This window comes from Collinsella sp. An271 (genome assembly GCF_002159695.1).
Classification (GTDB): domain Bacteria; phylum Actinomycetota; class Coriobacteriia; order Coriobacteriales; family Coriobacteriaceae; genus Collinsella; species Collinsella ihumii.
Genome location: NZ_NFJE01000010.1, coordinates 60413 through 73852 on the forward strand (window position 1 = coordinate 60413; position 13440 = coordinate 73852).

At 66.5% G+C, this 13440-nt stretch carries 14 protein-coding genes; 1 reads left to right on the top strand and 13 read right to left on the bottom strand.

Annotated elements, in window-relative coordinates:
• Positions 1-212: 212 nt before the first annotated feature.
• The 5 genes from B5F74_RS09395 to B5F74_RS09415 form a co-directional block, all read right to left on the bottom strand.
• Positions 213-1667: a peptidase S10 gene (locus B5F74_RS09395; protein WP_087201915.1), complete on the bottom strand. Its 1455-nt coding sequence runs from the start codon at positions 1665-1667 to the stop codon at positions 213-215.
• A 54-nt stretch (positions 1668-1721) separates the two neighbouring features.
• A complete protein-coding gene (locus B5F74_RS09400; protein ID WP_143753843.1) occupies positions 1722-2042 on the bottom strand; it encodes a hypothetical protein in 321 nt (106 codons plus the stop codon).
• Complete coding sequence (locus B5F74_RS09405) at positions 2035-2868, bottom strand: class I SAM-dependent methyltransferase (protein ID WP_087201919.1); 834 nt, start codon at positions 2866-2868, stop codon at positions 2035-2037. Before B5F74_RS09405 ends, B5F74_RS09400 begins: the two co-directional genes overlap by 8 nt.
• 512 nt (positions 2869-3380) lie before the next feature.
• Positions 3381-4649: an MFS transporter gene (locus B5F74_RS09410; RefSeq protein ID WP_087201921.1), complete on the bottom strand. Its 1269-nt coding sequence runs from the start codon at positions 4647-4649 to the stop codon at positions 3381-3383.
• A 36-nt stretch (positions 4650-4685) separates the two neighbouring features.
• Positions 4686-5072 carry an MmcQ/YjbR family DNA-binding protein gene (locus B5F74_RS09415; protein WP_087201923.1) on the bottom strand — a complete coding sequence of 129 codons (387 nt, stop codon included), beginning with the start codon at positions 5070-5072 and terminating at the stop codon, positions 4686-4688.
• Between the two features lie 67 nt (positions 5073-5139).
• Between B5F74_RS09415 and B5F74_RS09420 the strand changes: the two genes are divergently transcribed.
• A complete protein-coding gene (locus B5F74_RS09420; RefSeq protein WP_087201926.1) occupies positions 5140-5652 on the top strand; it encodes a nitroreductase family protein in 513 nt (170 codons plus the stop codon).
• Positions 5653-5749: 97 nt separating this feature from the next.
• On the opposite strand, the gene B5F74_RS09425 is transcribed toward B5F74_RS09420, so the two are convergent.
• From B5F74_RS09425 to B5F74_RS09460, 8 genes are all read right to left on the bottom strand, one after another.
• The gene (locus B5F74_RS09425; RefSeq protein ID WP_087201928.1) at positions 5750-6601 is read right to left on the bottom strand and encodes a hypothetical protein; all 852 of its coding nucleotides are present in this window, start codon (positions 6599-6601) and stop codon (positions 5750-5752) included.
• 209 nt (positions 6602-6810) lie between these two features.
• Positions 6811-8232: an MFS transporter gene (locus tag B5F74_RS09430; RefSeq protein ID WP_204212534.1), complete on the bottom strand. Its 1422-nt coding sequence runs from the start codon at positions 8230-8232 to the stop codon at positions 6811-6813.
• Positions 8225-8857: a TetR/AcrR family transcriptional regulator gene (locus B5F74_RS09435; protein ID WP_087201932.1), complete on the bottom strand. Its 633-nt coding sequence runs from the start codon at positions 8855-8857 to the stop codon at positions 8225-8227. The genes B5F74_RS09430 and B5F74_RS09435 overlap by 8 nt, the downstream gene beginning before the upstream one ends.
• Positions 8858-9042: 185 nt before the next feature.
• A complete protein-coding gene (locus B5F74_RS09440) occupies positions 9043-10143 on the bottom strand; it encodes an AI-2E family transporter (RefSeq protein ID WP_158095739.1) in 1101 nt (366 codons plus the stop codon).
• A gap of 115 nt (positions 10144-10258) precedes the next feature.
• Complete coding sequence (locus B5F74_RS09445) at positions 10259-10588, bottom strand: hypothetical protein (RefSeq protein WP_087201936.1); 330 nt, start codon at positions 10586-10588, stop codon at positions 10259-10261.
• 3 nt (positions 10589-10591) lie between these two features.
• Entirely contained in the window at positions 10592-11011 is a 420-nt protein-coding gene (locus B5F74_RS09450; RefSeq protein WP_087201938.1) for a helix-turn-helix transcriptional regulator, read from the bottom strand.
• Complete coding sequence (locus tag B5F74_RS09455) at positions 10983-12407, bottom strand: site-specific integrase (protein WP_204212536.1); 1425 nt, start codon at positions 12405-12407, stop codon at positions 10983-10985. Before B5F74_RS09455 ends, B5F74_RS09450 begins: the two co-directional genes overlap by 29 nt.
• Positions 12408-12628: 221 nt before the next feature.
• Positions 12629-13426 carry a helix-turn-helix transcriptional regulator gene (locus tag B5F74_RS09460; RefSeq protein ID WP_087201940.1) on the bottom strand — a complete coding sequence of 266 codons (798 nt, stop codon included), beginning with the start codon at positions 13424-13426 and terminating at the stop codon, positions 12629-12631.
• Positions 13427-13440: the final 14 nt, after the last annotated feature.

The following is a 13440-nucleotide window of genomic DNA, read 5'->3' on the forward strand; positions in this document are numbered from 1 at the left end:
GCGGATCCCCTATGCAGCAAGAACCGTTATACCGCCGGGTGCGTCCGGGCGCACGGCAGCCCGCCTCCCATCACAGGAACGCTACGGTTGCGCCCCGTCCCAAAGCGAATAGGCCATGTGGGGACGTGCCCGTTTCAGCTCATTGACGGCCGTGCATGCCACCGATGGGTCAAAACGAGCCCGTCCCCAGATGACCCGAAGCGCGCCTTTGGTCAGCGGTAGAACGCGGACAGGTCGCGACCCAGCTCGACAAGCGTCGGCTCGTCGACATAGGCCATGTGGCCGGCACTGTAGAGCTTGAGCTCCACGCGGCGTTTAAGATCCTCCGGCAAAAACAGGTTCGAGATGTCGTGCGCGGCGTTCCACCAGGGCGTCGCCGCGTCGTAGCGCCCTCCGAGAACCGCCACCCGCATCGTGGGGTTGTGCTTGAGCGCGGCCGCGATGTCGTATGCCACGTTGGGCGCCGCGGCCCTCATGCCGCTGCCGGGCACCTCGTGCGAGCGGTCCCAGGTGATGCCGATCTTCATGAAGTTGCTCAGCGGGTACTCGGGCGCGCCGGCAAAGCCGATCTGCTGCAGGTGCCGGCGGAACGCCGCGTTCCAGGCGGGCTCGATGGCGTCCGAGGAGGCGTCGCCCGCGATCGGCGAGCTGACCTCGATCGACGTGCAGGGCGCATGGGTCGTGAAGCGCGTGTCGAACCGCCCGGTGACAAGCCCCTCGTCCGCCAAAAGCGAGCTTCGAAACGTCGTCAGATCGATGCGCAGGTTGTTGCGCTCGATAAGCTCGGCGGGAAGACCGATGATCTCGGACAGCTCGCGCGCCGAGCTCGCCTTCTCCGCGGGCGTCATGCGGTCGCCGCGCAAGAGCATCGGGGCGTAGGTGCGCTCGGCGAAGTCCATGGCCCCGTCGAACCACGCCGCCTCGTCGGTCCCCGCTCCGGCGCGACCGAAATGGCGCGCGGTCGCCGCATAGACCGGCAGCAGACCCACATATCCCAGAAGCGACCCGGGCATCTTCTGCGCCCAATCGAACACCGACGACAGCATGATGACGCCCGTAACCGGGACGAACCGCTCGGAGAGCAGGCGCATGAGCACCGCGTTGCGCATCGTTCCGTACGACTCGCCGAACAGATAGACCGGCGACCCCCAGCGGTTGTTCCGGGTCAGCCACGACACGATCGCGCGGGCGAACGTGTCGGCGTCCCCATCGACGCTCCACATGTCCTGCGGGTCCGTCCCCTCGGCGACGACCGAGTAGCCCGTGCCGAGCGCATCGAGGAACACCAGGTCGCTGACGCGCAGCAGCGTCGCAGGGTTGTCCTCCATGCGCGCGGGCGCCACCACGTGCCTCAAGCCGTCGGTCGCCACGCGCTTGGGCCCGATGCCGCCGACGTTGATGGGCACCGACGCACTGCCCGGGCCGCCGTTGTAGCAGAAGGTGACCGGGCGTGCAGACGCGCGGGCGTCCGGCGCGGCGACATAGGACAGGGCGAACATCTTGCCCAGGAGCTTGCCCGTATCGGTGCGCACGTCGATGTGACCCGCCGACGCGACGTACTCGATGCGCTCGCCCGCGCACTCCCACGCCATGGTCGCGCAGGCGGGCTCGGGCACCGGAAGCCTGCCCTCTTCCGCATCCATCTCGTATACCAGCTGATTGCTCATCTGTCTGCCTCCCTTGCCTGCAAACGGCGGGTCGACCCCGCCCTGCAGCCGTTCCTATTGCCGGGCGCGGACCCGCTCGCCCTCGATTCGGACGTCGCCGTACGGCGTGCGCACCGTGCCCGTCACCCGATTGCCATCAAAGCGGGCGTCGCAGGTGAAGGGCACCGTCTGGAGCAGCATCGAGAGCCTGCCCGAAAGGGGGACCACCGTCGATGGTCCCTCCCGGCGCGGCGCCCCGCACACAAGGGGGTACCGTTTGCCCAACGCCGCCAACGTGCCGCTCACCCGACCGTCCCCGGAGCACGCCACCGTAAGCGTTCCCGTCTTCCTGCCGAGCGGCGTGTCGAGCGTCGCCCGGTAGGTGCCGTCAACCATGGTATCCCCCACGGGCCACATCACCCGGCTTCTCCGCAAGCGTCGCCCAGAACGACGGGATGCCGAGCTCGTGCAGACGACCCGATCCGTTCGTGTCCTCGTACAGGTCGAGCAGGCGGAAGCCGGCCTGGATCTGACCGCGGATCTGCTCGTCCATCGTATGGGAGAACTGCACGCCCCACTCGGGAAGCTCGTCTTCCGAGATGAGCGACGGGTCGAGCAGCGGGTTGTACGGCAGACCGCGGACGATGCGCTCCTCGTCGTCATCGACCACGTAGTTGAAGCCGTTGTCGAGGCCCGCGAGGAGCCTTCCGCCCGGCGCCAGCACGCGGAAGCATTCGCGCCAGATAGGCAGCACGTCCTCGACGTAGCAGTTGGACACCGGATGGAAGATGAGGTCGAACTCCCCGTCGTCAAACGGCAGGGGGCGCGTCATGTCGGCGCGCACGACGCGGATCTCGTAGCCCTCGTGCTCGGCCACCAGGCGCTCGGAGGCCACCTGGCGCTCCGAGTAATCGAGCACCGTGCACACGGCGCCCATCGCGGCGAACAGCGGCATCTGCTGGCCTCCGCCCGCCGCCAGGCCGAGCACGCGCCTGCCCCGCATGTCGGCGAAGAACCAGTCGCGGGGCACCGTGCGCACGGGCGTGAGCACCATGGACCAATCCCCCTCGAGCGCGGCCAGATACCGCTCGTGCGAGATCGGCGTGCCCCACTCCCAGCCGTCGGCGATCCACTGGTCGATGATCCGAGCGTTCAGGTCGGTGTACGATTCCCCTGCGCAGGCGTCTTGCGCCCCGCACCCGCCATGGCGTTGCAGTCCCATTGCGCCTCCTTTTCTCGGTGCGTCATGCGCGTCATGACCACACACCATTATGCACCAAGGAGGCCTTACCTTTTGCGCGGAGGACGAGACGAGGGGCACGGACCGGGGACCGCCTCTTGCGGGATTCCGCCTCCCGCCTGTCCCGCAGAGCAGCCCCGTTGACTGTACGCTATGGGAACACCGCCCCGTCCACTGTACGCTATGGGAACGTTTTTCGCCCGAAAGCGTTCCTGTGGCGTACCGTCAACGGGGCGGTGTTCCCATAGCGTACAGTCAACCGCCCTGCCGACCCGGCCCGCAGCGCTCGAGGCCCTTTTCAGAGTTTCTCTGGGGCGCATATCATCGAACATGTCACCACGTTTACCTGCGCTTTCTCTGAAGATAGGATGAGCGAGCCCTGCTTCTCGAGCTCGCGGGAACGCATGGACGCGCATTATGGCTCGATTATTGATACCAAATTGAGCAACGATCCGGCTTGAACCTCATATGCGGAGGCTCAAATCCCGTATCTGTCAATCAGCGGCCCTCTCGCTGTCCGTCTCGATGGTGCGGATACACGGAATCGCCCATGTTGCCAGCGCAAGAAGGAGCATGGCGGCACCGGCACCCGCAAACCACAGCGTCGCGCCGACCCCATCGGCAAACAGACTCGACACGGCAAGGCCTATCGGCAGGGCCCATGACATGATCGCGCCGTACAGGCCAAACACGCGACCCAGATACTCGGGCGGGACCTTCTCCTGCATGAGCGCGGTCTGCGGACCGGAGTAAAACGGCGAGCTCACGCCCATAAGGAAGCTCATGGCCAAAAAGGCGACATATCCGTTTGGGCCGAGCAACCCTGCCACAAGCGTGGCGGCGCCATAGAGCGCCGTCGCCGCAACAACCGTAAGCGCGCGATTTTTAAAGCCGCCCGTCGAGGCGAGAAGGGCGGACCCGGCGATCATGCCCACCGAGAAGACGATCTCCGCCGTCGCGGCATCGGCCGTCGTCCCTCCGAAGTGGTCGATGGTCATCAGCGGGAACAGCGCGGAGATGGGCGAGAACACGAGCGTGAACACGAAGCCGCACCACAGAAGCGCAAAGAGGCCGCGATAGCTGCGCAGCACCCGGTAGCCGGCAGCGGTCTCCTGCAGCAGGGCGCGTACGCGCGAGGAGATGCCGACGGGCCCCGCCGCCTCCGCCTCGCCGGCCGCCTGAGCGCCGCCGACGTCGAGCCGCGCGACCATGACCGCGACCGTCGCCAAAAGCGCGCCGAGCACATCGAGCGCGATCATGGCCGTAAGGCCCCACAGGGGGTAGATGACCGCCGCGACGGCCGTGCCCAGGATGTAACCGCCCGACTGCACCGCCTGCGACACGCCCGCCAGACGCGTCAGGTGCTCGGGAGGCGCCACGAGCGGCGTCAGGGTCTGAAACGCCGGCGTGTGGAACGCGCTGCCGATCGCGCGGAAGAACAAGGCGACGATGACCACCCACACCGGCAGCGCGCCCGTCGCCGACACGGCGGCGACCAGGGCGCTCACCGCGGCGATAAACAGATCGGCCCCGATGAGCACGCGCTTGATGGGCATGCGGTCGACGATGACGCCGGCAAAGGTCCCGAACGCGGCGAGCGGCAAGAACCCGGCGAGCGAGGCGAGCGACAGCATGCTCGCCGAATTCGTCGAGAGCGTGATGTGCCAGATGAAGCCCATCTGCAGGATGGAACTCGTGAGCACCGAGATCAGCTCGCCGCCCCATACGCAGGCGAGCTTCACCTGCCACGAACGTTTCGCCATGGCCCCTCCCTCATCGGTCCGTTCAGGCAAACGCACCTATTGTTGCATGATTTCCCGCTGGACCCTTCGGGGCAGCTTGGCGAACACGAGGTCGAAGCTCGCGTCGCACAGCTCGAGCACCAGATCCTCCGGCACGCCCGTATCATCCAGATCGATCGAGATCCATGTCCTGCCGTCGGAGTAGTACCCAGGCAAGACCGCCGCGGGAAACTCCGCGCGGAGCTCGACGATGCGCTCCGGATCGCACTTGAGCGACAGAAGGTGCCGGCCGGCATACGGAGCCTTCGCGTTCTGGGCCGCCGTGAACTCGCAGGCGAACTGCTTGCCACCCACCCAGTACACCATCCAGCCCCACGAGGGGTGCAGCGCCCGCGTCGCACCCGGATGTGCCAGCAGCCGAGTCTCGATGGCCGTCACGTCCATAGCGCCCTCCTTGTGGGAAAATGGGGACAAGCACTATTTTCTCACAGTTCGAAGGGATGCGATCGACATGGAATTCACCGACGTCGTGAAGAATCGCTATTCGTGCAAGCAGTTTGACGGCAGGCAGGTCGAACCCGAGCATCTCCAGGCGATCCTCGAGGCGGGCCGCGTCGCCCCCACCGCCAAGAACCTGCAGGAGCAGCGCATCTACGTCCTGCAGAAAGAGGCGGACCTCGCCGCGATCGACGAGCTGACGCGGTGCCGGTACGGCGCGCCCACCGTGCTTCTCGTCGCCTTCGACGCCCAAAACGTGTTCACCTATCCGGGAGGGGCGCGGGATTCGGGCATCGAGGACGCGACCATCGTGGCGACCCACATGATGCTCGCCGCCTACAACGCAGGCGTGGACAGCTGCTGGATCAACCTGATCGATCCCGACGCCGTGCGCAAGCGCTTCGACCTGCCCGAAAACGAAGAGGTCCTCATGCTGCTCGACCTCGGGTATGCGGCTGAGGGCGCAGGCCCCCTTGCCAACCACGACAGCCGCAAGCCCCTCGCGGACACCGTGGTGTGCCGCTAGCACCCACCTAGCGTGATGCTTTTAGGGACAGTCCCCTTTTTACCAGCGATGGAGCGACGCTCCATCGCTGGTAAAAAGGGGACTGTCCCTAAAAGCATCACGTCCGGTAGCGCACCTCCGAGCGGCCCCGCTCCGCCAGGCGCGCCGTCGCCGTCAGGGCAAGCCACAGCCCCATCACGACCATGACCAGGCATACCAGGCCTCCGACCGTGCCCTCGACGAGGTTGCGCGACACGCGCACCGGCAACCCCTCCCAGTCGACACGCGAGAGCACCACGGTCTGCAGCGCGAATATCGAGATGATCGCGCTTGCGAGGTTGAACACGCGCACGCCCTTGACCGACAGGGTCTCCTCGCGACGCGCGCGCACGAGATTGACGAGCGCGACCGTGACCAGTACGAACGCGTAGGCCGCATAGATATACATGAGCGCGCCCGGGTAGGTGCCGCCGAACCCCTGGAGCACGATGCGCGCGACCGTCCCGGACATGACGAGCACGGCGAGCGCCAGCGCCGTTCCCGCCCGCCTGCATCGGCGCAGCGAGTCGACGCTCTCGACCCTGCGGTCGAGCGTCACGCTCATGAGCGCGCCCGACGCGAGGTAGGACTTGCCCGCGTTGAGCCCCGCGATCACGATGCCCACCGACAGGATCCACACCGACTGCGCCAGCAGCCCCATCACGACGTTTACGAGCGCGAACGCGACATGGACGACGCCGACGACGAGCCCCGTCGCCATGGCGCGCGCCTGCCGGTTCTCTATCAGCGGGTCCGGCACCACGGCGCGGACCACGGTGCCCACGCGGGAGACGCGGCGAACCACGATGGCCTCGCCCGGCGTCGTGTCCGGGGCGCCCGCCAGAAAGCGAAGCAGGCGGACGACGGCGCGCCTGGCGCGCGTGCGGGTGCGGACGCGCACGCGGCTGTTCGTCTCGACGATGACCCGCATGCCGCACCTCCTCGCCCGCGCGCCCCTGAATGGGTTGGTTGGGGACGGGTTCATTCCAACCCATTCGCCCTACATCCATCATAGCGGGAGATGCCGCAAGACCGCAGGCGCAGGCGCCGGAATCGCCCGCAGATGGCATGCCCCGGCAAGGCAGCCCCGGGACCGCGCGGCTCAAAGCGGTGCCGACCGACCGCGTTCGCGGCGGGTACCTACGCGCGCCTGCGGTCGATCACGAGCGTGCGTACGAGCGAGCACGCGAGCGCGATCAGGACGAGCGCGGAAAGCAGGTGGAACACCGTCGCCAAGCCGTGCATGAACAGCTCGGGCCGCCCCTCCACGAAGCTCGTGACACGATAGCCCGCCTCCGCGCTCATGCTGCCGTACAGCACGCCCGTGGAGATGGTGATGCCGAGCGACTGGCCGAGGTAGCGCATCAGGTTGCCGAGCGACCCCACGAACCCGAGCATCTCGGGCGCGGCATGGCCCATGATGAGCGAGTTATTGGGCGACTGGAACATGGCGCTGCCGAGCGAGGTGAACATGAGCATGGGGACGATGGCCGTAATCGGCGTGTCGAGCGCCAGGCACGACAGCCCGAACAGGCCCGCCGAGAAGACGGCCTGTCCGGCGATCGTCGGCTTGATGCAGCCGATCTTGTCGGACAGCGCGCCCGACAGCGTTCCGATCGTGGCGTTCACCAGCGGGTAGCACGCCATGACGAGGCCCGCCACGCCCGGATCGAGCCCGAGCGCACTCTGCAGGTAGAACGGCATGATGATCGTCACGCCGGAAAGGCCCAAAAACACAAGGACCATGGCGACGAGGTCGATATCGAAGCTGACGTTTCTGAACACCTCGAGGCGCACGAGCGGCTCGGGCACTCGGCGCTCCACCGCGACGAAGAGGGCCAAAAGCACAAGACCGACCGCAAGCAGGCCGAACTCGAACGGGCCCGCCGCGGTCTCCATGAGCGTGATGGCCACGAACACGAGCAGGATCGAGGGGATGATGAGCAGCATGCCGGACACGTCGAGCGCCCGCTTCTCGGTCGGGCGGCGATTCGGCAGGGCGATGAGGCCAATCACGAACGAGATGATGCCGATCGGGATGTTGATGACGAAGATCGACTCCCACGGGAACATCGACACGAGCATGCCGCCAACGGTCGGGCCCGCCATGGCACCCAACGCCGTGAACGTCGCCACGAGGCCCAGCGCGCGTCCACGGCTCTCGGCGAACAGCTCCGTGATGATGCCCTGGTTGTTCGCGAGGCTGCACGCCACGCCGAGCGCCTGCACGCCGCGCGCGATGACGAGCACCGGCAGCGTGGAGGACAGCGCGCACAGCCCCGACCCCACCGTGAACAGGATGACGCCGATCTGGAACACGCGCACCTTGCCCACGATGTCGCCCAGGCGGCCGAACACGAGCAGAAACGCGCACGTGATGACGAGAAACGCGCTCGCCACGAGCTGGACCTCGGTCGCCTCGACGCCGAGCTCCGCCTGCATCGTCGGCAGCGCCACGTTCACGATGGTGCCGTCGAGCACCTCCATGAACGTCATGCACAGAATCGCGAACAGCGCCCACCCGCGATGCGCGGCGCCGCCCCTCGCTCCAGTCCTATTCATCGCCATCAACCCTTTCGTCGCATCGTCCCGATCTGCCGTACAGCGCGTCGAGCGTCGCATCGATCAGCGCGTCGACCGTGCGCTCGAGCGCCGCGGGCGCGAACTCGTCGCGCGCCAGCAGCGTGAGGGCGCAGACGCGCTGCAGCGACGCCGCGAGCTCCGCATCCGGCTCGCCCCCCGCGGCGCGCACCGCATCGGCGACGCTCGCGAGCATGCCGCCCGCGAGCTCGGGCCCCATGCTCACATCGCCGGGCAGCGCGCGGCGGATCTTGCGGAAGTCGGCGTCATCGACGCAGCGGAAAATCGCCCGGTCGCTATGCCATGCGGCGCGCATCCACGCATCAAGCTCGCCTCGCTCGGGCGTCCGTCCCCTTCGCTTCGCTTGGGAGATCATGTCGTACAGCTCATCCATGAGCACACGACGGTTCTCGGCGACCATCTCTGCCACGAACTCGCTTTTGGACTTGAAGAACCCGTAGAACGTCCCGGGCGCGATGCCCGCCTCGCGCGCGACATCCTCGACGCGCGTTGCGCGGTAGCCCCGCTCGAGCAGGCAATGCCATCCCGCGTCGAGCATGGTGCGGCGCAGCGCCTCGCGCTCCTCCTGGGTAAAAATCGCCGGCATCCGACTCCCTTCGGCTCGATTCCCTCGTGCTCTATGGTATCCACACCCGATGCATTTTACTGAATATTCATTTTACTTCTTCATTTTAGGGATGATCGGGGACGGGTTCGTTTCAACCCATATGGACCGATGGAGGACTGGACGCCGATCACGCGGAAGGCGCGGGCCGCGACCGCCCGCGCCCGCTATCGCCGCTGCCCGTAGACGTCGTTTTTGATCAGACGGTAGGCGCAGGCCGCGAGCGGCACGCCCACGAACATGCCGGCGATGCCGAACGCGCCGCCGCCGACCGTGACCGCGGCGAGCACCCAGATGCCCGGCAGCTGGATGGAGGAGCCCACGACGTGCGGGTAGATGAGGTCCCCCTCGAGCTGCTGCAGCACCACGATGAACACGAGGAAGACGAGCGCCTGTACGGGAGACACCATGAGGATGAGAAACGCGCCCACCGCCCCGGAGAGGAACGCGCCGATGATGGGGATGAGTGCCGTGAACGCGGTGAGCGCCCCGATCATGAGCGCATAGGGCAGGCCAAGCAGGAACATGCCGAGGGCGCACAGCGCACCCAACACGACGGCCTCGGTGCACTGCCCGACAAGAAAACGGTGGAAGCAATCGTCTGCGATACCCAGGACATAGCGGACGCGCGCGAGTGTGGACGCAGGAAGATAGCGCTCCATCAACAGGTCGCGCTGACGGGCAAGCGCCTTCTTGTTGAGCAAGATGAACAGCGCGAAGATGAACGCGAGCACAAACGTCGCCGTGCCGGAGACCACGCCCGACACCGCTCCGACCACGCCGGACATGACCGTGGTCGCAAGGCTGCTCGCGTGCGATTGCCAATCGAGGGCGCCGAGCGACTCCGTGACGCTTTCCACAACAGCGGGCGTGATGAGGTTGCTCTCTTCGAGCCATGAAAACAGGGCCTGCAAGGCGACCGGCAACTCGTCGATAAGCAAGCGTACGCAGTCGATAAGCTGCGGCACCACAAGACGCAGCACGATGGCGACGACCGCGACAAGCGTGAGTAGCGCCGCCACGAGCGAAAGGCCCGGTCGGACGCGCGCAACGACGCGGCTGCTGCTTTTCGGCAGCATATGCCGCTCGTAAAAGCTCATGAGGATGTTCAGCGGGTAGGCGAGCACAGCGCCATACACAAGCGGCGCCACCGCCTGCAGAATAAGCCCGATAAAACCGGCAATGTTCGGCCAATAGTAGATAGCGAGATACACCGCGAAGGCTGCGATGGCGAGAGCGACGACGGTACGGATGCTCGGCTGGTTCACGGGCCCTCCCGAAAATCGGTTGCTTTCTCCCCCATGATACCCGCTGGCGACCTCGGCAGCCGCCCGGTCTTCCCGGAGACGAAACCGCCGCCCGCGTCCCTCGCGCCCGCGCCCCTCACTCCTCGATGGCGCGGATGCCCTCCAGGCGCACGGCCACGAGCTGGGAGCCGCCCTGCTTGCCGGCGCGCTCCACGAGCGCCCACTCGTCATCGACGTCTTCGAGCGTGCCGGAAAGCTCCGCCGTCCCGACCGCCGCGTTCAGCTCGTCAAGCATGAGGGTGACGGACCTCCCGCGGCGCCGCTCGAGCTGCCCGCGCAGCCCGCGGTCGCGGTCGCCGTCGTGCGCGACGAGCCTCCTCAGGTCCCTCTTCGTCGGCATCCAGACGAACAGCGCGATGACGAACCCGAACGTGAGTATGCTGATCACCTGGTAGAACGTATCCATCCCCTACGCCTCCGTCCCCGTCGCGATGCCCTCGATGTCCCGGATGTCAATCAGCCGCACCACGCGCTCCCGCTCGACCTTGGGCGAGCCCAGCCGCGAGCGCTTCACCGTGCAGGCGACACGCATCCACCCGTCCGAGATGTCGAGCACCTCCGCGTCCTCGAGCACGCCGCCGTCGCCGGCGCACGCGATCAGGGCCGTCTTCCCGATGAACGCGCGCAGCACGTGCAGGTCGCGCGCGCGGCGGTCGCGCCCCGTGCTCACCACGTCGACCTCATCGCTCACAAGGTCGTCGATCGTCACGCCGTAGAGCCGGGCTAGCTCTGCGGCCTTGTCGAGCGCAGGCGAACCCTGCCCGAGCTCCCAGTTCGAGACGGTTCGTTGGTTGAGCTTGTTAGATTGCCTCTGAAACTCGCAGGTCAGGGGCGGTGGTGATTACTTGGAACTTGGGGCGGTCGGGCTGCTGGTACGAATCTGGTACGAATCGTTCCTCGGTTTGTACCGGGGCTTGTTCTGGTGCTCTCGTACGGCGTGACGGACGAACATGGCGGACCTTGTAGGGGCGGCCCTTCGGGGCGTCCTCGGCGTGCTTCGCCATGAACTCCTCCTCCGCTCCGACGCCCTGGAAGGCGCCCTCCATGACGTCGGCCGCCTCGCGCTTCTGGTCCATGTTCACGTGGGTGTAGATGTCCATGGTGATGGTGGCACTGGCGTGGCCTGCCAGCTCCTGCATCACCTTGGGGTGCACGCCCTGCTGAGCGAGCATCGAGAGGTAGGAGTGGCGCAGCTCGTGGAGGCACCAGCCGTCCAGGCCGAGGAGCTTGCGGTCGCGCTCCCACCATTTGCCGAAGGTGTCGGGATGCACACGCTGGGCGTAGAAGTCGAGGACGACGGGCGTGTCCTCGGTCTGCTCGCTCCAGCCCTTCTTGAGCCCTCGGTGAAGGTAGTTGCGCGTGAGAAAGTACTCCTGCTGGGCCTTCTTGCGGCGCAGCAGCGCATCGCAGACGAACTCGGGCATGGGGAGGTTCCTCATGCCGGCGTGGGTCTTCGCCTCCTTGAGGTTGCGGAACGCGTCGAAGTTGTGGTTGACGGTGAGCACCTTGTTGTCGAAGTCGATGTCTCGCCACGACAGGGCGCAGATCTCGCCGCGGCGGAGCCCCATCGTGATGGCCAGGAAGTAGCCGATGTCGCACGAGGTCTCGACCTCGAGCTGGTCGACGAGCTGCCGCATACGCGCCGGCGTGAGGGCCCGCTTCTCCTTGGTGTCGACCTTTGGCGTCGCCACCTTGTCGATGGGGTTGCGCACGATGACGTCGCGCTCCACGAGCTCGCGGAACATGAGGTCGAGGGTCTTGTTGATCTGGTTCAGGTAGGCCCCGCTCGAGGGCTTTCCCGAGAGCGTGTCGCCCTGGCGCATCGCCGCGTACATGTCCTCGATCATCTCGGGCGTGATGAGGGCGACGTCGGCCTTGCCGATGTGGCGGGAGACGGCCTTGAAGCAGCGGCGGCAGCGCAGCTGGGTGTTCTGCGAGAACTCGCCGGAGAGGTCGCGCCGCTCCATGAAGTCGGCGGCGCACTCCTCGAAGGTGGTGCCGGTGCGCCTCCAGACGCGGTCGTCCTCGATCTCCTCGATGAAGTCGCGCAGAGCCTTCTTGGCCTGGGTGTAGGTCATGTCGTTGACGCGGCGCGTGCGGGTCTTGTACTTGCCCGTGCGCGGGTCGAGGCCCACGGGCACGCGCAGCTGCCACTTGCGGCACTTGGACTTGGGCTTGTCCTTCTCGAGCTGGACGATGGTGCCCTCGCCGATTACCTTGGCCATGTTTAGCACCTCCTCTCGAGGAGGCGGGCAGCGGTTTGATGGCTGATGGGCCGTGCGGCGCGGTATGCGCAGATGGCGGCGCCTGTGGCCGCATGGTCGGTCGATGGCATATAATGTCACCGGTCCTTTCCTTGTTAGCGCTTGGTTGGGACTGTCTTTGGGCTCGTGGGAGGTACCAGCTCCTGCGGGCCCGTATCTGTTTGTGCGATGCCTCCTTCCTATTAGCCGCGGTTGTTGCCGAACGAGCCTCCGAGGGCGTGCGGGAAGGCGTTGCGGCGCCGGCGCATGCCGTCGTAGGCGGACGTGATGCCCTCCAGAACCTCGCGGTCTCGCTCCTCGTACTGCGCGGAGAGCATGTTGGAGAGCTTGTAGCAGGCAAGCTCGATCGACAGGGGCTCCTTGGGCTTCGTGTCGCGTATGAGGAAGCGCTCGCCCGCCACCTCGAACTCCCAGCCGTTGTCGCGGGCGTTGCGGCGCCCTACGCTCTCCGCCATGTCGAGGGCGTCGGCGATCTCGCGGTCGCGCTCGTCGGCGAGGCGCGTCTCCACGAACTCGAGGAACCGCGCGCGCAGGGCGTCGGCATCGCCGAGCGATACCAGGTCGATGAAGTCGGCTTCGCCCGAGCCCATGGACTCGTAGAACTGGCGGCTGTACTGCTGGACCAGCTCCTCGTAGCGGCGCTGGTCCTGCGCGCGGTCGCGCGCCTGCTCCTTGCTGTCCTTGTACTGGATGTAGTCGAGGTAGTCGTCGAGCAGGCCCTTGTTCTTGTCGGACAGGGCGTCGTAGACGCGCTGCACGGGGCCGCGCATCTCGCTGGGCTTGATGGGCGTGCGGCCGACGACCGCGTCGATGGTGCAGCCGAGGAAGTCGGCGATGATCCAGGCGCGCTCGATGGGGATCTTGGCGGGCTCCTGCTCGTAGCGGGTGTAGGTGGGTGCGGGTATGTCCACCGCCTCGGCGAAGTCCTTTGCCGTGCGGTATCCCGCCTCCTTCCTGAGATTTTGCAGGCTGTTAGGCACGGCTCGGCCCTCCT

Coding starts and splice junctions, on each gene's coding strand:
- B5F74_RS09410 (WP_087201921.1), bottom strand. CDS start 4,649: ATGGCGAAACGTTCGTGGCAGGTGAAGCTCGCCTGCGTATGGGGCGGC.
- B5F74_RS09445 (WP_087201936.1), bottom strand. CDS start 10,588: ATGGATACGTTCTACCAGGTGATCAGCATACTCACGTTCGGGTTCGTC.
- B5F74_RS09425 (WP_087201928.1), bottom strand. CDS start 6,601: ATGCGGGTCATCGTCGAGACGAACAGCCGCGTGCGCGTCCGCACCCGC.
- B5F74_RS09430 (WP_204212534.1), bottom strand. CDS start 8,232: ATGAATAGGACTGGAGCGAGGGGCGGCGCCGCGCATCGCGGGTGGGCG.
- B5F74_RS09455 (WP_204212536.1), bottom strand. CDS start 12,407: ATGGCCAAGGTAATCGGCGAGGGCACCATCGTCCAGCTCGAGAAGGAC.
- B5F74_RS09400 (WP_143753843.1), bottom strand. CDS start 2,042: ATGGTTGACGGCACCTACCGGGCGACGCTCGACACGCCGCTCGGCAGG.
- B5F74_RS09395 (WP_087201915.1), bottom strand. CDS start 1,667: ATGAGCAATCAGCTGGTATACGAGATGGATGCGGAAGAGGGCAGGCTT.
- B5F74_RS09415 (WP_087201923.1), bottom strand. CDS start 5,072: ATGGACGTGACGGCCATCGAGACTCGGCTGCTGGCACATCCGGGTGCG.
- B5F74_RS09435 (WP_087201932.1), bottom strand. CDS start 8,857: ATGCCGGCGATTTTTACCCAGGAGGAGCGCGAGGCGCTGCGCCGCACC.
- B5F74_RS09405 (WP_087201919.1), bottom strand. CDS start 2,868: ATGGGACTGCAACGCCATGGCGGGTGCGGGGCGCAAGACGCCTGCGCA.
- B5F74_RS09420 (WP_087201926.1), top strand. CDS start 5,140: ATGGAATTCACCGACGTCGTGAAGAATCGCTATTCGTGCAAGCAGTTT.